The organism is Psychrobacter sp. PP-21, assembly GCF_033790785.1.
GTDB lineage: Bacteria > Pseudomonadota > Gammaproteobacteria > Pseudomonadales > Moraxellaceae > Psychrobacter.
Window position 1 is genome coordinate 621376 of the sequence record NZ_JAMYEB010000001.1, and the last position, 21172, is coordinate 642547.

Annotated in this window: 16 protein-coding genes; 8 read left to right on the top strand and 8 right to left on the bottom strand. The window is 41.4% G+C overall.

Annotated elements, in window-relative coordinates:
• Positions 1 to 241: 241 nt before the first annotated feature.
• The 6 genes from glnE (at position 242) to murB (ending at position 8768) form a co-directional block, all read left to right on the top strand.
• Positions 242 to 3106, top strand: a complete 2865-nt coding sequence (glnE, locus tag NJD71_RS02565; protein WP_319050355.1) for a bifunctional [glutamate--ammonia ligase]-adenylyl-L-tyrosine phosphorylase/[glutamate--ammonia-ligase] adenylyltransferase — start codon at positions 242 to 244, stop codon at positions 3104 to 3106.
• Positions 3107 to 3412: 306 nt separating this feature from the next.
• On the top strand, positions 3413 to 4342 hold the full coding sequence (locus tag NJD71_RS02570; protein ID WP_319050357.1) for a branched-chain amino acid transaminase: 930 nt from the start codon (positions 3413 to 3415) through the stop codon (positions 4340 to 4342).
• A 106-nt stretch (positions 4343 to 4448) separates the two neighbouring features.
• The gene (locus NJD71_RS02575; RefSeq protein ID WP_319050359.1) at positions 4449 to 5285 is read left to right on the top strand and encodes a glycosyl transferase; all 837 of its coding nucleotides are present in this window, start codon (positions 4449 to 4451) and stop codon (positions 5283 to 5285) included.
• Between the two features lie 72 nt (positions 5286 to 5357).
• The gene (locus NJD71_RS02580; protein ID WP_319050360.1) at positions 5358 to 6455 is read left to right on the top strand and encodes a glycosyltransferase; all 1098 of its coding nucleotides are present in this window, start codon (positions 5358 to 5360) and stop codon (positions 6453 to 6455) included.
• Between the two features lie 99 nt (positions 6456 to 6554).
• Complete coding sequence (locus NJD71_RS02585) at positions 6555 to 7817, top strand: UDP-N-acetylglucosamine 1-carboxyvinyltransferase (RefSeq protein WP_319050361.1); 1263 nt, start codon at positions 6555 to 6557, stop codon at positions 7815 to 7817.
• A gap of 6 nt (positions 7818 to 7823) precedes the next feature.
• Positions 7824 to 8768 (top strand): UDP-N-acetylmuramate dehydrogenase, encoded by a 945-nt coding sequence (gene murB / locus NJD71_RS02590; protein WP_319050362.1) that lies wholly within the window; start codon positions 7824 to 7826, stop codon positions 8766 to 8768.
• Positions 8769 to 8843: 75 nt separating this feature from the next.
• Here murB and NJD71_RS02595 read toward each other — a convergent pair whose 3' ends face one another.
• The 4 genes from NJD71_RS02595 to NJD71_RS02610 all read right to left on the bottom strand — a co-directional run bounded on the left by NJD71_RS02595 (position 8844) and on the right by NJD71_RS02610 (position 13419).
• Positions 8844 to 10067 carry a hypothetical protein gene (locus tag NJD71_RS02595; RefSeq protein ID WP_319050363.1) on the bottom strand — a complete coding sequence of 408 codons (1224 nt, stop codon included), beginning with the start codon at positions 10065 to 10067 and terminating at the stop codon, positions 8844 to 8846.
• Between the two features lie 63 nt (positions 10068 to 10130).
• Positions 10131 to 11141, bottom strand: a complete 1011-nt coding sequence (locus NJD71_RS02600) for an NAD-dependent epimerase (RefSeq protein WP_319050364.1) — start codon at positions 11139 to 11141, stop codon at positions 10131 to 10133.
• The gene (locus tag NJD71_RS02605; RefSeq protein WP_319050365.1) at positions 11141 to 12307 is read right to left on the bottom strand and encodes a nucleotide sugar dehydrogenase; all 1167 of its coding nucleotides are present in this window, start codon (positions 12305 to 12307) and stop codon (positions 11141 to 11143) included. Before NJD71_RS02605 ends, NJD71_RS02600 begins: the two co-directional genes overlap by 1 nt.
• A gap of 110 nt (positions 12308 to 12417) precedes the next feature.
• Positions 12418 to 13419, bottom strand: coding sequence for a Stealth CR1 domain-containing protein (locus tag NJD71_RS02610; protein WP_319050366.1), 1002 nt, complete (start codon positions 13417 to 13419; stop codon positions 12418 to 12420).
• Positions 13420 to 13726: 307 nt separating this feature from the next.
• On the opposite strand from NJD71_RS02610, the gene NJD71_RS02615 reads away from it, so the two are divergent.
• Entirely contained in the window at positions 13727 to 14902 is a 1176-nt protein-coding gene (locus NJD71_RS02615; RefSeq protein WP_319050367.1) for a glycosyltransferase, read from the top strand.
• On the opposite strand, the gene NJD71_RS02620 is transcribed toward NJD71_RS02615, so the two are convergent.
• The 4 genes from NJD71_RS02620 to aspS all read right to left on the bottom strand — a co-directional run bounded on the left by NJD71_RS02620 (position 14863) and on the right by aspS (position 19577).
• Positions 14863 to 15720: a hypothetical protein gene (locus NJD71_RS02620; protein WP_319050368.1), complete on the bottom strand. Its 858-nt coding sequence runs from the start codon at positions 15718 to 15720 to the stop codon at positions 14863 to 14865. The two genes, NJD71_RS02615 and NJD71_RS02620, sit on opposite strands and share 40 nt — an antisense overlap.
• A 52-nt stretch (positions 15721 to 15772) precedes the next feature.
• Positions 15773 to 16573, bottom strand: a complete 801-nt coding sequence (locus NJD71_RS02625; RefSeq protein WP_319050369.1) for a glycosyltransferase — start codon at positions 16571 to 16573, stop codon at positions 15773 to 15775.
• A gap of 156 nt (positions 16574 to 16729) precedes the next feature.
• A complete protein-coding gene (locus NJD71_RS02630; protein WP_319050370.1) occupies positions 16730 to 17683 on the bottom strand; it encodes a lysophospholipid acyltransferase family protein in 954 nt (317 codons plus the stop codon).
• 67 nt (positions 17684 to 17750) lie between these two features.
• The gene (gene aspS, locus NJD71_RS02635; protein WP_319050441.1) at positions 17751 to 19577 is read right to left on the bottom strand and encodes an aspartate--tRNA ligase; all 1827 of its coding nucleotides are present in this window, start codon (positions 19575 to 19577) and stop codon (positions 17751 to 17753) included.
• 374 nt (positions 19578 to 19951) lie between these two features.
• On the opposite strand from aspS, the gene sohB reads away from it, so the two are divergent.
• Positions 19952 to 20932, top strand: coding sequence for a protease SohB (gene sohB, locus NJD71_RS02640; RefSeq protein ID WP_319050371.1), 981 nt, complete (start codon positions 19952 to 19954; stop codon positions 20930 to 20932).
• The last annotated feature ends 240 nt before the right edge of the window (positions 20933 to 21172 follow it).

A 21172-nucleotide genomic window follows, 5' to 3' on the forward strand; every position in this document is an offset into this window, starting at 1 on the left:
TACATGACCACGTCGCTATAGTGGTGTAACGACAGTGACGGATCAGCGACGCATTTTAGTATGCTACCATAAAGCGCTTCACATCAAATAGAGCGACTAATTACTAAACGCGCCTTTATCTTTTGTGCTGATATACCGAGTATATCTATTTGACGTTGTGACTGTCTCGTAAGAAAAAACAATAAACTTATGAGCTTGGTTCACGTAGTCTTACCATTCTATGTAAGGAGTTTTTGTCATTATGTTACCTGCTATGCCCTCACGTATGAACAGTGGTACAGATTATCAGCCGACAGCGGAGCAACTACAAGTACTACAAACAGCAAGTGAATTTGCTTATCAGATTTGGGAGAGTCGAACGGTTTCATGTCAGACGTTTTTGCGTAGTTACCCTTTGAGTAGTACGCTAACCCGTCAACAAATCGATGATCTGATACAAGATTATACGCTGGATGAAAACTACCAACTCGCTGATGAAGCCAAAGTCATGAGCGGCTTGCGTAATCTGCGTACACTGTTGATGATGCGCTGGATTTGGCAAGATGCCTTACAGATGATCAGTCTTGAGCAATTGACCGATGAGTTGTCTGAATTTGCAGATGGTTGCATTTCTTTTGCTAAAGGCTATACCTACCAGCACTTAGTTGCCAAATATGGTGAGCCAACCTTTGTCAATGCCCAAGGCAATGTACAGATTGATGACATGGCAATCATGGCTATGGGTAAGCTTGGCGCTCAGGAGCTGAACTTATCAAGTGATATCGACCTAATTTTTGTGCATCAAGCGCGCGGTGAGACCGATGGTGACAAAACCAAAGGCACACGTAGTATAGACAACAAACGCTTTATGACTAGGCTTGGTCAAGGCATCATTAAACTACTCGATAACAAGACGGCTGATGGTTTCGTGTTTCGAGTGGATATGCGCCTGCGTCCATGGGGTGATGGCAGTGACTTGGCCATTCACCTGTCAGCATTACAAAAATACTTCACGATGCATGGGCGGGCGTGGGAGCGTTTTGCTTGGTTAAAGGCGCGCGTCGTTGGACAAATAGAACAGCCGTTTTATGATGAGATACAGGCACTGATTAAACCCTTTGTGTTTCGTTATTACGTTGACTATAGTGCATTCTCGGCACTTAGAGAGATGAAGTCTCTCATTCAAAATCAAGTAGCACAGCGTGAAGATCTAGACAATATCAAGCTTGGTGCGGGCGGTATCAGGGATATTGAGTTTATTGTACAAGCATTTCAGTTGATCTATGGTGGCCGGCATCCACAGCTACAAACAAAACCTTGTCTACAAGCAATGAAAGTGTTGCGTGAGCTTGGATATCTAGAGCAGTCAACCTACGATAACTTACAAGCTGCGTATCGTTTCTTGCGCCGGCTTGAGCATGGCATTCAAGCAATCAATGATCAGCAAACCCAGCGCTTACCACACGATATGCAGTGGCAGCACAATCTAGCCGTGACGCTCAATTTTGAAAACTGGCGTGCATTGCTAGATCAGCTTAATTGTCACCGAGAGCTCGTCAACGTACCATTTGAGCGTATGGTCACCGAGCGTCAAGTACCTGATCACGAAGACACTGATCTCGAGCCCGAACGCTTAGATGAACAAATTTCTCGTTTAAATGAGGTATTGACAGAAGATAATCGCGAGCTATTGCAGAGCTTTTGGCAATCAAAGATGGTGGTGAATTTAAGTGAGGAAGCAAGAGAGCGCTTAGATGATGCTTACCCTGTTATTGTCCATGCGCTACTGGCCCATCAAGAGCAGCAAAAACTTGCTAATGCCGCCTTGCCTCGACTGATTTCATTGCTTGAAGCGATTTGCCGTCGTTCCATCTATCTGGTCATGATTGCAGAAAACCCCAATGCAACGATTGAGCTGATCCCGATGCTGTCTGCCAGCCCATGGATTGCAAAAGAGCTGGCACAGTATCCTGTATTGCTAGACACCTTTTTACAGCAGCGCTACCGTCATTTGCCAGACAAGCGTGAACTGCGTGATATTTTGCGTCAACAGCTGCTGCGCGTCGAGCCGAACGACGAAGAAGAGCTACTAAGCGTTTTACGACTATTCAAGAAAAACCAAATATTGGCTGTGGCTGCGAGCGATGTATTGGCTGAGCGCCCGATCATGAAAGTATCAGACTCTTTGACGTATATTGCCGAAGTAGTACTGGAGGCCGCACTAGAGCGTGCTTTTGCCGAGATCGTCAACCGTTATGGTTATCCTATTGGCCAAGATGGAGACCCTGTCACTGAAGCTGATTGCGGATTTGCTATCATTGGTTATGGGAAGCTTGGCGGCTTAGAGCTCTCATACTCGTCTGACTTGGATTTGGTGTTTTTGCATAAGATAAAAGAGCGGGGCATGACCACGGGCGAAAAATCAGTGAGCGGAATGAAGTTTGCTGCGCGCTTGGTACAGAAATTGATGAACTATCTCAATACCCAAACGCGAGATGGCAGAGCATACGAGATCGACATGCGTCTACGCCCTTCAGGCAATGCTGGCATGATGGTGGTGTCTTACCATGCGTTTGAAACGTATCAAATGGACAAAGCCTGGTCGTGGGAACATCAAGCGTTGGTACGTGCCCGAGCAATTTGTGGTGACAGACGGGTGACGGCGCTCTTTTGTGACATTCGCCGAGATGTGTTGGCGCTACCACGGACATTGGATCAAGTGCGTAGTGAAGTCACTAGTATGCGTATCAAAATGCAGAAGCATTTGGGCACCAATCAATGGCAGCAGCAAGCGGGTAAGTTCCATCTTAAACAAGATGCAGGCGGTATCGTAGATATTGAGTTCTTGGCACAGTTTGCGGTATTGGCCTATTCGCATGAGTATCCAAGCTTGACCAAATGGAGTGATAACGTTCGTATCTTCGAAGAGGTTGCCTTACTTGGTATATGGCAAGAGCAGGTCTGTCAAGATTTGAGCGATGCGTATCTCAGGATACGCGCTGCCACGCATCAACTGGCATTATCAGAGCAGTCGTTGCTGGTCGATGAGTCACTCTGGCAGGAGACACGCGCATTGGTACAAGCACAGTGGCAACATCTAATGGGTGTCGAATCTGCCAAAAAGTGATTGATACTTGTGTTATTAAGGTCTTGCTGATAGCTACAGAGACGCTTACACTGTAGGGCCCTATGATAATTGACAAGCGCAATTAAAAGCCATGTGCTCCCAAACCAAAAGATTTCATTTGCCAACACGGCCAGTGATATAATCGGTCGCGCATCGTCATAGCACTGCCAGCCATTTATCATAATAATGCTGGATTTTAAGCAATAAATAAAGGCACTGCAGTGTTATCATAGGGTGTTAATCACTACTGTTAAATAAAACCTACCTAAAAAAGTTAGACGTCAGTGCTAGCATAAGGACTATAAAATGAATATGGCAACACAAGATGGCAAGCTTTGGATGAATGGCACAATAATTGAACAGCCAGATGCTAAAGTTCATGTGCTTACACACAGCTTGCATTACGGCATGGCTGTGTTTGAAGGTGTGCGCGCTTACCAAACGGCTGACAATCGCACGGCTATTTTTCGCCTAAAAGAGCATACTGAGCGTCTGCTTGGCTCAGCCAAAATCTTCCAAATGGATGTGCCTTTTGATGCAGCCACACTAGAGCAAGCACATAAAGATGTGGTCAAACAAAACAACTTAGCAGAAGCGTATATTCGTCCACTCATTTGGGTTGGTGCAGAAAAACTTGGTTTGTCTTCGCGTGAAAACAGCATCAATGCTATGGTTGCCGCTTGGCATTGGGGTGCTTATCTTGGTGAAGAAGGTATCAAAAACGGTATCCGCGTAAAAACATCTTCATTTACGCATCATATGACCAACGTGACCATGTGTAAGGCAAAAGCATCAAGCAACTACCCTGTGTCTATTATGGCGAACCAAGAAGTCACTCGTAATGGTTACGACGAAGCGATCCTCATGGATCCGCAAGGGTATGTTTGCCAAGGTGCTGGCGAAAACTTGTTCTTGGTAAAAGATGGCGTGTTACATACACCAGATTTAGCGGGCGGTGCTCTTGATGGTATCACGCGTCGTACTATCATGCAGTTTGCTGATGACTTAGGAATTAAAGTCGTTGAGCGTCGTATCACTCGTGATGAGTTCTACTTAGCAGATGAGATCTTTATGACAGGTACAGCCGCTGAAGTGACGCCTATCCGCGAATATGATGATCGCATCATTGGTAACGGTGGCCGCGGTGAAATCACTGAAAAACTACAAACCTTGTATTTCGATGTGGTTCATGGTCGTAATGAACAGTATATGGACTGGTTAAGCTTTATTGATTGATAATGTCATTACTTTAAAGACCGAAAAGGCTGAACATAATTGTTCAGTCTTTTTTTTATGCTAATATAGCCATCATATTTATTCATAAGATTAAAGCGAGCAGTCAATGCCAACAGATTCTAATATAGTAGATGATAAAAACATTAAGCAAATTATTTGCATCAAATGGGGCACAAAGTATGGTGCTGATTATGCCAATAAACTGTATGGCATGGTGTCTCGCAATATCACACCGCCGTTTCGTTTTGTTTGTTTTACCGATGATACAACCGATGTGCGTCCAGAGATTGAGTGTCAAGAGTTACCACCACTTGATGTGAGTATGCCAACCAATACACTGGGTAAATGGCCAAAATCTCGTTTGTGGGGTGAAAAGCTAGGTGATTTGACAGGCACAGTACTGTTTGTAGATCTGGATGTCATTATAGTAGATAGTCTTGACCCTTTCTTTGAATATGGCGCGCCAGATGACGTTATTTTATCTTATAACCCAAGTAATCCATTAGAGCGCTTGGGACAGACGTCTTGCTTTAGATTTCAGGTAGGCTCACTTGTGTCACTACAAGAGAAGTTCAAAGCAGATCCACAAGGTATCGCTGATGAATATCGTTTTGAGCAGCGTTTTGTTACTCGTAATGCGCCAGGTGGCGTGAAACTGTTTCCAAAGGCATGGGTGGCCCATTTCAGACGTAAGTGCCGTCAGCCATTTCCACTTAACTATGTTAAAGAGCCAAAGATTCCTAAAGGTGCTCGCATGGTTATTTTCCCAGGCGACTTATATCCGACTCACGCTATTGAAGGTAGATACAACAAAAATGCTGCCAACAATGCCAAAGACCATCTAAAAAGACTGACTGAACCTAAAAACCTAAAAAGACCACTACGTCATTTGCGTCATTTCATTTTGCCAGTAGGGTGGATTGAGAAGTATTGGAAAGAGTAGACTTCAAGTTCTGAATGATACCGGAGCGTCAGTCTTTTAATAAAAATAATATTAGCAGGTAAGCCATAGTTCATGTCTCAAATTACCAAAAAAGTTGTGTTAGTTATTAATTGTTTGCAAGGTGGTGGCGCAGAGCGTTCAGTACTTACTTTAGGTCAGGGGTTTTATGAATTGGGCTATGAGGTTCATATATTAAGATTTAAACCGCTTGTAGAATATGATCTCAATCCCAACTTGAACTATCACATGATCAGATTCAAGCCTTATAAGCTAATACCGAGTAGTCAACTTCGTTATCAGTTATTTGCAGCTAAGGTGGATAGATATATATTAAGTAAAATAGGACAGCCAAATATTATCTTATCCAACCTTTATCCATCAGATAGAATTATGGTTCATAGTAAATTACCTAATTTAATTTACGTCATTAGAAATACCGTTTCCAATAAGTTTGAACTGTCAAATAACACTGATAACGATAAAAAAGTAAAAGAGCTTCGCCAAATTTACGAGAGTAGACCTTGTATTTGTGTTTCAAAAGGAGTGGAGAATGATTTACAAGCAAGCTTAGGCTCCTGTGTCACTAGCAGTACCATTTATAATGCGTTTGATAAACAATTGATTCAACAACTGGCTAATGAATCAATTGAAGGCCAATACGATAATATTAAGCCAAGACAATATATTCTTCATGTAGGTAGTTTTAAGATAGAAAAAGCGCATGATGTTTTGCTGAAGGCTTATGCGAAATCTTCTATGGAATACCCTCTAGTACTACTAGGTAAAGGGAAGATGCTTGAGCAAACAAAAAGGCTAGCTCACGACTTAGGTATTTCAGAGAAAGTTCTATTTCTAGGTTTTAATAAAAATCCTTACCCTTATATGAAGCATGCTAGAGGGTTTGTTTTATCTTCAAGATCCGAAGGTTTTGTTAGGGTTATACCCGAGGCATTAGCATTGAATGTACCTGTGGTAAGCACCAACTGTAAGTCAGGTCCAAGTGAAATGTTACCGACTAATAGTCTTGTGCCTGTAGATGATGTTGATGCTTTAGCTAGCAAAATGACCCTATTGATGGCAAAGCCTGAAAGTTTTCTATTTGATTTTGATGAACAGTTTTTACCCAAGAACATTGCTCAAAAATATATTGACTATCTAGCTTCTTCTTAAGGTTACTTTATATTATTTATTGAATGTTTTAAAAAACATAAATGGAGTTACTGTTATATAGATAACAGTTAAATTATTGAAAATAGTATAGGTTTCTTAATGATTGACAATGTTTTGACAGTTTCAAAAAGCAGATTAGAGGGTGAAGTTGCGTTAGCAGGTGCTAAAAACTCAGCATTACGTTTGTTGGCGGCTAGCATATTATCTGAAAATAGCATTATATTAGAAAACTATCCTTCCCAATTGTTAGATGCGCAAGTACATGTAGATATGCTGCATGCTTTAGGCAAACAAACTGAGCTTGTAAATAATGACATCATTATTATTAAAGAAAATACCAGTATAAAAACAGATTTGATATGGGATGGTCGCTCTATTAGAAACACATTATTGATACTAGGAGCGTTAGTGTCTCGTTTTGGAGAAGCCAAAGTACCACTGCCGGGCGGTTGTAAGCTGGGCGAACGTAAATATGATTTGCATGTTATGTTGTTAGAGAAACTAGGAGCAACGATATGGGAAGAAGGTGACTATCTATGTGCAGAAGCGAGAAGTGGTTTAGTAGGAAGTGACATACATTTACCACTGCGTTCAACAGGAGCCACTGAGAACGCTATCATAGCTGGATCGTTAGCTCGTGGTACTACACGTATCTGGAATCCACATATACGTCCAGAAATAATTGACTTGATAACAATGCTCAATGGTATGGGCGCTCGTATTAAAGTGTTTGGGCAAGAACATATCGAAATATCTGGTGTCGAGCGGTTAAATGGTATTAGGCATAGAGTGATAGCTGATAATATGGAGGCCATTACATGGCTGGCAGCAGCAGTTATCACTAAAGGTGATATAGAGATTCATGACTTTCCTTACAATGATTTAGAGGTTGTTCTTAGTCATTTGAAAGCTGGGGGAGCAAAGCTTTACCAAGGTGAAAGATCACTTATTGTACGCGGTGGTTGTTGCTATCCACTTGAATTAAGTACTGGGCCTCACCCAGGTATAAATTCAGACGTACAGCCCATTCTAGCGGCTTGGGCTGCACAAGCTCAAGGTGAGTCGCGTATAGTAGACTTGCGTTTTCCTGGACGTTATGGATACGCAAAAGAAATGGCTCGTATGGGAGTTGACTATGAAATCTCTGGTGATATGCTAAAAATTATAGGTAAAGGTGGTGGTTTGTTAGGAGCCGAAGTCAAGGCTCTGGATCTAAGAGCTGGTATTGCCTTGACGCTATGTGGTTTAGCTGCTGAAGGAGAAACCGTTATTACTGATGCATGGCAAATCGGACGTGGATATGTTGATCTTATACCTAAATTAAAGTCTCTTGGTGCAAACTGTGGTGGTAGTATCGGATAAATACAAATGAATACCTTATATCAGAAAAAAATTAATGAGATATTCCCTGAAATTATAGAGTTTGAAGTGTCTTTGTCTAAACTTAGCCAATGGAAGGTAGGTGGAAAGGCAGACATTATCATTCGGCCAAGAAGTAAAAACGAATTAATCAAAGTTCGACAATGGTTATATTTGAATGGTATAAAATCCCTCATAATAGGTAGTACTACAAATTTACTATTCTCTGATGAAGATATACACATAGTTATTATACAAATAGGAACTAATTTTTCAAAAGTAACAGTGGATGGCTTAGAGATTGTTGCTGAGCCTGGTATATGGGTGCCTAGTTTGGCTAGGCTGGCTATGCAAAACAGTCTATCAGGCATCGAACATACGTGCGGCATACCTGGGACACTTGGCGGTCTTGTTGTCATGAATGGTGGCAGTCAAAGAAAAGGTATTGGTAGTGTAGTCACCTATGTAGAAACTATCGATAACCAAGGCAATATAAAACGTTATGATAACTCACAATGCAATTTTTCCTATCGCCATTCAATTTTCCAGAATACAGATGAAGTGGTCGTTGAAGTCGGATTAAAGCTCAAAAATGGTCGTGATAAATGTCATATTCGTCAAAATATGTTAGACATTCTCCATTCACGTCGAAAAAAATTTCCTAGAAAACAACCAAACTGCGGCTCAGTATTTGTTAGCAACCCTGATATGTATGAAGATTATGGACCACCAGGAAAAATTATTGAAGAGTTAGGGTTAAAGGGTATAAATAAGGGTGGTGCACAAATATCAGAACAGCATGCCAACTTTATCGTAAACAACGGCAGTGCTCAATCTAAAGATATTTTGTACTTAATTAATGCTGTCAAAGAGACGGTATACAAAGAAACAGGTTATAGAATGGTAGTTGAAGCAAGGTTTGTAACTTCTAATGGAGAAATTACTGGCATCTAGTTCTATAAATAGTAATGAGACTCAGTTCAAGTGAAGCGCGTTAGTAGACTATACATTTAGAACTAACAATATTTGTTAACTTAGCATTCCTTTAAGTCTATGTCTAAAAGACTTTGTTCTGTGCTTGAAATGTAGCTTTATATTGTGAAGCCGTAACATGAAAAAGTTCCATCTGGAGATTCCCGGCTTGTTTTGACTGCTGTGATATATATCAAGTACTTTTCTAGCTCCTACATCTACATTAAAATCTGAGTTGAAGATATCATAACCGAATGCGCTCAGTTTATGTCTATAGGTGCTGTCTGTTATTAAATCCAAAACATACTTTGGATTACAGTATTCGCTTAATTGCTCAGGCACTATGGTTCTTTCTGAGAAATTATCCTGCATGGCATAAGCCGCGGTCTTTTCATTAAACAAACATGGATAATCAAAATTAGAAACGGGAAATAGTAGAATTTTACCAGCAGATAGGGCTTCCATAGCACCGCGACCAGTACCAACTGCCGCATCACAAGACCATAATAGTTCAGATGCTTGTGATGTATAGTCGCTATCAGAATAGATAGATAATGATACATTTAGCTGTTCTGCATAACCCCTCAGTCTTTGCGTAACCTCTACTGACTCTTCATAACCAACAAAGCTCAGATGTATAGGAAAATTCTTGCTTTGAACGTGTGAACAGAACTTAATAGTATCTGTTAATGTTTTAAAATAATAACTGCCAATTCTACCTATCTTTAAAATATTAAAAGCATGCTCATTGCGGATCTCTTGGATTTGATATTGTCTACTTTTCTCATATAATGCAGGTTTTGCTCTATTAGGAATAAGGTGGACATGTGGGTAGTTATTTTTTTGTTTGGAAAAGTAGTCATAGTCTTTTTTGTGAAAAACAATCAAAGAGTTTACTTTAGGATAAAACTTTTTTGGTACTCTGCCTCCACATTTTGTAAGTATGAAGGAGGTCTTTGTCATTTTTGCGATATGTGCACCAATGTAAGCAGACTTTGCATCGTAAGCATGAACAGTAGTGAGCTCAGATAAACACTCTAATTCTTCAAGCTTAGCAATAACGTTTTTTACGCCCTCTTGTTGCTTATGTAATTTAGTAGAAACAGAATGAACATTTTGCATACCTAATAATGCCGCTGGCAATGAGACGCTATCTCCCATTACAACGGTTACGACTTGTCTGTTTTTGGCTATAGTTTCGGCCATTTGTCTCAATGAGTAATAGTGCCCGCCACGTCCAGTATTAAAACCTGAGTAGTTTGAAATCAAAAATAAAACCATGTACTGTTCCTCAGTAGTGGGTACTCAAAATAACTGTAAAGCTTGTCTAAACTGATATAAATATTAGATATAATATCGTTGATACCATTCGACAAATTGCTTAATACCTTCTTCGATACTGGTTTCAGGCTTGAAGTTAATATCCTCTATCAACTCATCTATATCAGCGTAAGTAACAGGCACATCACCTGCCTGCATGGGCAATAGGTTTTCCTGCGCTTTTTTACCACATGCGTCTTCAATGGCAGTAATGAAACGGCGCAGCGTGACTGGCTGATTGTTACCAATATTATATATCTTGTAGGGGGCAGCTGCAGTTGTAATAGTAGATTTCTGAGGAGAGGGTGCTTTATCAATAATGCAAATAATACCTTTGACAATATCATCAATGTAGGTGAAGTCACGCTGCATAACACCATTATTAAAGACGTTGATGGGCTCACCAGCCAAAATCTTCTTGGTAAATGAAAAGTAAGCCATGTCAGGGCGACCATAAGGGCCATAAACCGTAAAAAACCTCAATCCTGTCGTAGGTATATTATATAAATGACTATAGCTATGTGCCATAAGCTCGTTGGATTTTTTCGTGGCTGCATATAAGCTGATAGGAAAGTCAACGCAGTCAGCCGTGGTAAATGGTTGCTTAATATTCATACCATAGACAGAGCTTGAGCTGGCGTAGATTAAGTGCTTGATATCATGGTGACGACACCCTTCTAATATATTGACGAATCCAACCACGTTTGAGTCGATATAGGCATTTGGGTTTTCGATAGAGTAGCGTACGCCTGCTTGAGCGCCCAGATTAACAACGGTATCGAATTGATGGGTGGCAAAAAGCTCAGACATGGCTTTGCGATCAGCAAGGTCTAATTTGATGAACGTAAATGTGTCTGGCGATGCTATCTCACCTAATATTCTTAAACGCTCTTTTTTTAAATCTACATCATAATAGTCATTGATATTATCGATACCAATAATACAATATTCGCTATCAGATACGCCCGTTTCCAATAATGCTTTGATTAAGTGGAAACCAATAAAGCCCGCCGCACCAGTGACTAAAATTTTCATTAATCGTTCCCAAATAGATCTCTAGTAAATACTTTGTCCGCCACATCTTTTATCTCATCAGATAAGCGGTTGGCGACAATCACATCACTCATTGATTTAAAGGTTTCTAAGTCCTGAATAACCTGCGAGTTGAAGAAATTGTCTTCTTTTAACACAGGTTCATAAACCACCACTTCAATCCCTTTTGCTTTGATACGCTTCATGATACCTTGGATCGCAGACGCTCTAAAATTATCTGACCCGCTTTTCATCACTAAGCGATGTATGCCTACGATCTTTGGCTGTCTTTCGATAACTTTATCAGCAATAAAATCTTTGCGAGTTCTATTAGAATCGACAATAGCCTTTATCAGGTTGCTTGGTACTTCATCGTAATTTGCAAGTAGCTGCTTGGTATCTTTGGGTAGACAGTAACCGCCATAGCCAAATGAAGGGTTATTATAATGATCACCAATGCGTGGGTCTAAGCCGATACCTTCGATGATTTGTTTGGTGTCAAGTCCAAAGGTTTGAGCATAAGTGTCAAGCTCATTAAAATAAGCCACGCGCATCGCTAGATAGGTATTAGAAAATAACTTAATCGCTTCAGCTTCGGTAGATTCTACAAATAATAGCGGTACGTCCTTTTTGATTGCACCTTCAAGTAATAAGTTGGCAAACACGCGAGCCTGCTCAGACTGTGCACCTACAATGATTCGAGAAGGGTAGAGGTTGTCATGTAGTGCTTTACCTTCACGCAAAAACTCAGGCGAAAAAATAATGCGATCAGTCGCGTAACGTTCTCTGATACTTGCTGTATAACCTACTGGTACTGTGGACTTTATGATAATAGTCGCTTGTGAGTTCACTAAGAGCACTTGTTCAATGACCGCTTCTACTGTGGAGGTGTTGAAATAGTTAGTCTTAGTATCATAATCAGTTGGTGTGGCAACGATGATAAAGTCAGCATCTTTGTAAGCTGTACTGGCATCCAGCGTCGCAGAAAAGTTGAGGTTTTTATGCGATAAAAAGTCTTCAATATCTTCATCTTCAATAGGAGATTGCTTGGCATTCAACATCTCTATCTTTTCAGCAACCACATCGACAGCGATAACTTCGTTATGCTGTGCCAGTAGCATTGCATTTGATAAGCCTACATAGCCTGTACCTACGACTGTTATTTTCATAATATATCCAAGTAATGTTTATGCTTTTATTGGTTCAAACCAAAATTGGCTAGTTCTTATAGTTGTTTAAGATTGGTAGCTGCTCAAGCTTGAGCTAACCTGCTTTAGGCTTATTCATTAATGCTTGCTACCACAGAGGTAGGTAGATAAGCTGCGAGTTTATGCGTCATGGCTTGGCTGATTTTCTTGTGCAAATCTGTCTCAAGAAGATCTAGGCTTTGGATACAACCGTACTTAATAGATTTATCTTCTAAAGCAGTAATAAAATCATCGACACTACTCTCATTTTTTAGATAATTGACAGAGGTATCAGATTTTAAATGTACTTCACTCTTTTGAATTTTCAGATGATTCATCAGTGTTATAGGATTGACCTGTGCAACATCCCTAAATTTATATTTTATCTGCTCTTCTAGCAGTTTAGGGTTATTTAACAGGTGAGTTTTTAAAATATTTCTATCAACAATATGAGGGTAGTGGTGTATCTCAAAAAATTGATCCATACCTAATATTTTAGCACTTAACATTTGAGCTATAGTATGGCGTGGTTGAACGGGGGTACCAAATAATTTCAAGCGAGATTTTCGGAAAGTAAGCTTAGCGCTCAAAACAGCATTATTGCGCCACTGACCGTGAATGATCAGGTTGTTACCATCTAAGAAGTCATCTATCGTCACAGGCTGGTTAAAAAAGAAATCATCATTCATATAAACAAAATAGTCGGATAGCCCTTCGATATTCCATATCATTGTCTCAATTGACCGAGTATTAAACGTAGGCAAAAACTGCTCATAACCTGAAAATATTTCTTTATGATCGACGATACGTATTTTATCTGCTGAACAGATATTTTGCTTGGCAAACTCATCGATGAATGCAGGTTTCTGTTGGTCTGTGACAATATAAATGTGACGGCAAAAAGGCACGTATTTGATGACAGAGGCAATATTATAATATATCTCATCATCGCTTGCGAAACGCGTCGCAGATGTCGCATCTGACGCTACTGCCTTACCTGACTTATAATGCTCTCTTTTTTGTTTGAGGATAGGATCTGCGCCATCTACCCAAGCGATGACAACGTCTACTACTTTTTCATTAAACTGCTTCATAATAGATCCTACCTTTTGGGAATACATTTTATCAAAATGCTATTATTTTTAGTAGTGACGTTAGCTCAGCTAGGATATTTACTGATATCAGTGTTACCAAGTCTTCATCAATTTATAACAACAATGTTTATCACAAGTCTGCTATGGGCAGGCAGACCAGCTACGTCTATACTTAATTAATCAAAATCAGGAGGGCAAAGGTAGATGAGACTAGCATATAAAGCCAGAATGCTGCAATAAATATGGCTATTAATACACTTATTTGGGCAATCAATCATACTAATACGCTTACCAAGCTGAGACACGCATGCCACCCGTTATTTTATTTATTCTAAAAGCGCTTGAAGGTCGCGGTGCTGAGCGTATGGTTACTACACTAGCGAGTACTTATGTACAGATGGGCTATAACGTACATATACTATGTTTGGAAGGGACGCAGGATATGCCGTTGGATGCTGGTATTCACTATCATGTCGTACCATACAATGAAGTGTTTATTGAGCAAAATCTTGATCCAGGTTCCAAACAGGCACAGGCTTATAAGAAAGTTGCGACGCGTATTGACGATTATGTACTTAGTCAAATAGGAACACCAAATCTAACCTTGGTTAACATTTATAAATTAAACTGGATCATGACGTATAGCCGATTGCCAAATGTCGTAAATGTGCTACATACAGCGCTATCTAAACAGTTCGAGTATCAGTTATTAGACACACCAGTACAGACTCTTAATCATTTAAGAATGGTGTATGGTGCGCACCCTTGTAGCTGCGTCAGTGAAGGTGCACGTAAAGACTTAGTCTCGCTTTTAGGAGAAATGACTGCTACCACAACAATCTATAATCCTTGCGACGCTGCTTGGATTCAAAGGAAATCAGTGCAAATAACACATATTGAAGCATTTGGTTTAACCCATAAACAGTATATGATTCATGTTGCCTCATTTGACACTATGAAGGGACATCGCGAGCTATTACAGGCCTATGCACAGACAGCGCAGAAGCTGCCGCTAGTACTGGTGGGTAAAGGCACGCTTGAAACAGAGATTAAGGCGTTAGCAGTTGAGCTTAATATTAATAACCATGTTAGGTTTTTGGGTTTTCAGACCAATCCTTATCCACTGATTGCGTCAGCGGCATTGATGTTAGTCACCTCTAAGTTCGAAGGTTTTGGCTATGTTATTGTCGAAGCGCAAGCACTTGGCGTACCCGTGATCAGTACCGACTGTCCTTTTGGTCCAAGGGAGCTGTTACCAACTAAAAACTTGATAGCTGTCGGAGACATTGAAGGATTAGCCATACTTATCGATCAAGCGGTAGACAATCTTATACGTTATATAGTGCCATTAAATGAGCAACTATTGCCGAAACATATCGCGCAGCAATATTTGGAATTTGGTCTCATATCGAATTTACTAGGTAATGAAAGTTATAAAAAAGATTATAGACCATTAAATAAGTCTTTGGAGACGGGCGAATGATTGATAACAGTAACCCCATGTGCTCTGTACGCTCTACCCAGTAAGTTAAAGGAAGGCACAATGCGCTCGCTCATAACTTTACTCAATGTACTTGGCGCACTGTTGCCATCGTTTTCATAAAAACGCGGTTGATCACTATTGAGTAAGTCAATACCGTATAGATGAATAGTAGCTGCAAGACGAGAAAAAGCCAGTTGTGTAGCGACATAAGCAACGGTACCTGCTTCGACAAACCCATGAGTGACATTAAGAGAAACGCCAATTTCAGCAGCGCTATGAGTGCTCGCAATAACAAAGTTTGGATGGTTTATAAAGTAAGACAATGGCGTTTTTTTATTCAGTCGTTTTTTCTTAAATATAAGCTTATTGAATGATAGCTTATTTGACTTAACCCCCCACGGTCTATCCACCGGATACAATACTCGCATGGCATGATGGTAAGTGCGCATGATGTCCGGGTGAGTGGTTGCCATTGCTTCAAAGACAGCCAATGTCGCGTATAAAGGTTGACCCGTATAATGCTGCCGTAGAATTTCAGGTTGATGATTGATAAAGCGGGCATCACTGATAACATAGCCGACGATATCATTGAAATTATGCTCTGCGGTAAGGCTGATACTGCCGTTTACAAAGATAGTTGGCGTGTCTGATAAATCTGACAATACCAGCTGCTGTATTGATGGGCCTGAGGCGATAATATTGACGTCTTTTCCAAGCAAACTTTGCTCTGCTTCATTAGCATTAAAAGCATTGATAACGACGAGCTCGTTATCAATATTGAAACTAGCAGTGGTCGGTAACCTTAAATACAACGCCATACCATTTTCCAGTAGTTGACCTCAATTATTTGATATTTTAATGACTAAACGTTTACTGCCAGTGTTCTTTTAACCAAGGACTTGGCTTCACATGCCGATACCATTTGCCACCGCTACCAGCAATGGCGTCTGGTGGATTAATCTCGCCATGGAATATAACAACCTTTGCATCGTCAGGTAGTGTGGGCGCTCGTACAAAGTTAAACGGAATGGGCGCGATACATTGGTATTTAAAACTCACACACCAGGTTTTATCCCAATACTCTAGATGATGATGCTCACGCAGGTAGTTAGACAGGTAGGCCTGTTCATGACGTACTTGAGTGCGAATGGTCTCGAAATTTCGCTCAAAGTTTGCCAATAGATCAGGGTAGGTGTTCATACCAATATTAAAACGATAGACAGAGCTATTACCAATCATACGCCATGGTTTTTTCCAATCGCGAATGATGACCACACTATCTTTATGCTTTGCTGCATAAGTAAAAAAAGCATCGATATTATCGACAATGACGATGTCAATATCCAAAAATAGTGCCACACCTTTTAAATCATACAGCTCAGGCTTAAAGGTAGTGAGCTTTTTCCAGCCACGTTCAGGACCTGCGGGCAAATCCATCTCAGGTATGGGGTAACAAGCAATCGCAGGATCGATACCTGTACTGTCATCGGTCAAACAAACCATTTGAAAATCTAGTGTCAGATGACGGCTTACCATGTTGTAGAGACGATTGACGTATTCGGGACCATATTTATCGCCCCATTTCATACAAATAATATAACGCTGTTCAGTAGTGCCGCTACTGCGCTGCGCTGGGTCTGTAGGTACGGCTTTGGTTACGTCAGATGTCATAATACACTCGTGATGAGATAATGATAAGGTGAATATAGGATCAATAAAAAAGAAAAGAATTTGAAAGTTAGGCAATACTAGCATAACTGTGATTGATGATATGTCTAAATCATTACATGATAGCACGGTTGTTGCTAGCGATTATTAAGCTCGGTGCTATCGCTGATAGCCGTTAAGATCATTGTTGGAACGATCAGCAGTAGCATGATGCGACTGAATAAAGGCTGCTAAAGTGGCTTTGTCTTTTCGGTAAGGGTTGCCTAGATTTGGTATGCGTTTAAACCGTCGGTAGCCCCACATATAATGACTGCAGTGTTCGTTGATCATATGCTCCATAGCCTGGTTGAGCGCGTGAGTCGCCACTTCAGCATTACGGTCGTATAAAGCAGAGTCATCGAGCTGATAGCAGTAAATATCAAAACCGCGTGCATCAGTACGGCGAATACATGCGAGGCCAACTAAGGCGCATTTGGTTTTACTCGCCAATTTTGAGGCAAGGGTGCTGGTTAATGTTTTGACACCAAAGAAGGGCACGACAACGCCGCCAGAGGGATCTGGGACATGGTCTGGCAGTACAATACTAAACCCCCCTTGCTTGAGGGTTTTAAAGACGGCTTTTACACCGCTACCGTCAGTAGGTACCAATGTGGCATTAAGACGCGCACGACCTTGCAAGATAAACTCATTAGCGAATCTGCCTTCTACAGGCTTGTACATAATAGTTGGCGAACCAAACTGGTTAAGCCAGGCATTCATCATCTCCCATGTACCAAGATGGGGTACGATGGCAAGCATACCATTGGGATTGGCAAGCCCTTCTAATAGAATGTCTTTATTATGGACGTCACGAATCTGAGCAATGCTCCATTCAGGTGGCATAGCCCAGCTTTTGATAGATTCGATACTGGTCAAACATTGATGGTAGATGATATCTTTAGTTAGTGCGCGCTTTTGTCGCTCAGACAAGGTATCAGTAACCAGCGCCATATTGATACGAATGGTGCGCATGATACTTAGACTGGGTATTTTAACGATAACCCAAGCGACAAAACGTGCCAGCATCTGCAGTACAGACAGTGGCACGAATTTGAAAATATGATACGGATTCATAACCACTCACATGGCAATGAATCACGTAACAAGCACGGTAGATAGTAACTACGCATCATCAAAGGTTTTATTGAGCAGGTTTGTTGGCATCAGCCTGTGCTTTTTCACGCACACGGATACCAAGATCACGTAACTGTTTGTTATCAACTTCAGCAGGTGCTTGGGTTAGTGGGCATTCAGCAGTTTTGGTTTTTGGGAAGGCAATCACATCACGGATAGAGTCTGCACCTACCATGAGCATGATCAAGCGATCCAAACCGAAAGCTAAACCACCATGCGGCGGTGCACCAAATTTCAATGCATCAAGTAAGAAGCCAAATTTGTCTTCTGCTTCTTGCTCGCCGATACCTAAAGCATCAAGGACAGCTTGCTGCATATCGTAAGTATTGATACGCAAGCTACCACCGCCAACTTCTGTGCCATTCAATACCATGTCATAAGCGATAGAAAGCGCAGCTTCTGGGTTGTTTTTCAACTCTTCAACTGAGCCTTTAGGCTTAGTAAATGGATGATGCATTGACGTCCATTGACCGTTGTCAGTTTCTTCAAACATTGGGAAGTCAGTCACCCAAAGCGGCGCCCACTCACAAGTTACCATCTCAAGGTCAAGCCCGATTTTTTGGCGTAATGCGCCGATTGCGTCGTTCACGACACTGGCTTTATCTGCACCAAAGAAGATAATATCACCATCTTCTGCAGCAGTACGCTCAATTAAGCTAACAAGCACATCATCAGTCATGTTTTTGATGATCGGAGACTGTAGGCCAGACTCTTTATCTACGCCATTGTTGATGCTGCTTGCATCATTGACTTTGATATAAGCCAAACCGCGTGCGCCATAGATACCAACAAACTTAGTATAAGCATCGATTTGCTTACGGCTCAATGAAGCACCGCCAGGTATACGTAGGGCAGCAACGCGACCTTTAGGATCGTTAGCAGGGCCAGCAAATACCTTAAAATCAACGTCTTTCATCAAGTCTGCAACGTCGACCAGTTTCAATGGAATACGTAAGTCAGGCTTGTCTGATGCATAGTCGCGCATGGCTTCAGCATAAGTCATGCGAGGGAACTGCTCAAACTCAACGTCCATCATGGTCTTGAACAAATGCTTGATCAGACCTTCATTGATGTTCATGATCTCTTCTTCGTTTAAGAAAGACGTCTCGATATCCACCTGAGTAAATTCAGGCTGACGATCAGCACGTAAGTCTTCGTCACGGAAGCATTTAGCGATTTGATAATAACGGTCAAAACCTGACACCATTAATAATTGCTTAAATAGCTGTGGTGACTGCGGCAGGGCAAAGAAGTTACCAGGACGCGTACGTGATGGTACGAGATAATCACGCGCACCTTCAGGCGTTGCACGAGTCAAAATAGGCGTCTCGACATCCAAGAAACCATGATCGTCTAAATAGCGACGAATTGCTGAAGTTGCCTTGGCACGGAACACCATACGCTCTTGCATTTGCGGACGACGCATATCAAGATACCGATACTTTAAACGCAAGTCTTCTGATACCGTGGTTTTTTCGTCATTCAATGGGAATGGCGGTGTTTCAGATTTAGCCAATACTTCAATTTCTTTGCCCAATAGCTCGATCTGGCCACTGGTCATATTATTATTTTCAGTACCTTCATAACGACGACGTACGCGGCCAGTGATTTTTAGTACGTATTCAGGACGTACCGCATCAGCGGTTGCGAAAGCTTCTGGTGTGTCAGGGTCGACCACGACCTGCAAGATACCAGCGCGGTCACGCATGTCTAAGAAAATCACACCACCGTGATCGCGACGACGATGTACCCAACCTACGATGCTAATGGTTTGCTCAAGTAAGCTCTCGGTTACGGCTCCGCAATATTCGTCTCGGTATTCGCTATGCGTCATAGTGCTTTGCGTCATAATATAGTTATCCAGTTATCAGCCCAATTCGAAATACAGTAATGCAGCCATTGCTGTGCGTTTCAAGCGATTTGCCAAAAAAACACACAAACAACGCGATCAAGACAAAGGGTCATCACGTTGGCTGCAGAAAATTTGATATAAACGCATATTATGCCTAATATGCCCTTGTTATACAACCGGCTGAGTTCAATCAAAGTGCAGCCATGCACTGGTATCGGCTGTATTCATTGAGCGATATCTAGATTAGGTTAAATATTGTCATTTTGCTTGAAAACACCAACAAGCGTGCGCATATCAACCGCACCTGAATAAAAACATCTATATTGATATATCTACTGACTTGAGGATTTGTAATCATGCTATTTCATCCCCCTAAAAACCCGGTTGAGCTAAAAGTAAGACATCTAAATGAAGCCCAAAAACAGCGTCGCGAAGATTTGATGGAAGCGACCCAGGGCAAAGCCGCGCTTAAAGCATTCAAAAAAGCAATGGCAAAAAAAGCCAAGCAAGCCCTAAAGACAAAAAGTAAAAAGCAGAAAAAAAATCCTGACAATGCCTCGCAAGTTTTCGTCCTGGATTTTGAAGGTGATATCAAAGCCACTGCCGTTAAGCATCTGCGCGAAGAAATCAGCACCTTAATCAGTACGGCTAACAAAGGCGATGAAGTGATTGTACGCCTCGAATCAGGTGGCGGTTTGGTGCATGGTTATGGATTGGCAGCCGCGCAATTGGTGCGCTTAAAGGACGCTGGTCTAAAGCTCACAGTATGCGTCGATAAAGTGGCGGCAAGTGGTGGCTACATGATGGCGTGCGTGGCAGACAATGTGGTGGCAGCGCCATTTGCGATTATTGGCTCAATCGGCGTGGTATCACAATTGCCAAACTTTCATAAATGGCTCAAAAACCATGATGTCGATTATGAGATGTTTACGGCTGGCGACTACAAACGCACGGTGACTGTGTTTGGCGAAAACGATGCCGAAGATCGTGCTAAGTACCAAGAAGAGCTAGAGCAGACGCACGAGCTATTCAAGCATTTCGTCAATACCTATCGTCCAGAACTTGATGTTGCCAAAGTAGCCACAGGTGAGCATTGGTATGGCGAAGATGCGTTAAAGCTTAACCTGATTGACAGCTTGCAGACCTCTGACAGCTACATTTTAGAGCGTATGGAAGACAATGAAGTGTACGCATTACATTCACGTCAGAAACCGACGCTGGCAGAGAAGCTGGGCCTTGCGCAAGCCGCAGAAGCGACGCTCAGTATGGCAGTGGATAAACTGCCAGATGCGCTCGCACGTTTTGAGTCAAACAGCCGTTTGAATATTCTAAAATAGTGTTAGATATCATTATGATGCCTGATAGCTAGTATCTTAGCGGTCATATGTTCAGCAATACACTGTTTGTATTTTGTAAAAGGCGTGCCCTAACGGGTCGCGCCTTTTTGCTGTTTAATCATAATTGCTGTGTTATAAATGTAGGATACAGAAAACAGTATACGTCCGTACACTAAGGCTCGCATTAAAGATCTCGCAGAGCTTTTTGTCAAAACCTGATTTAGACAATCAATAAAGAAA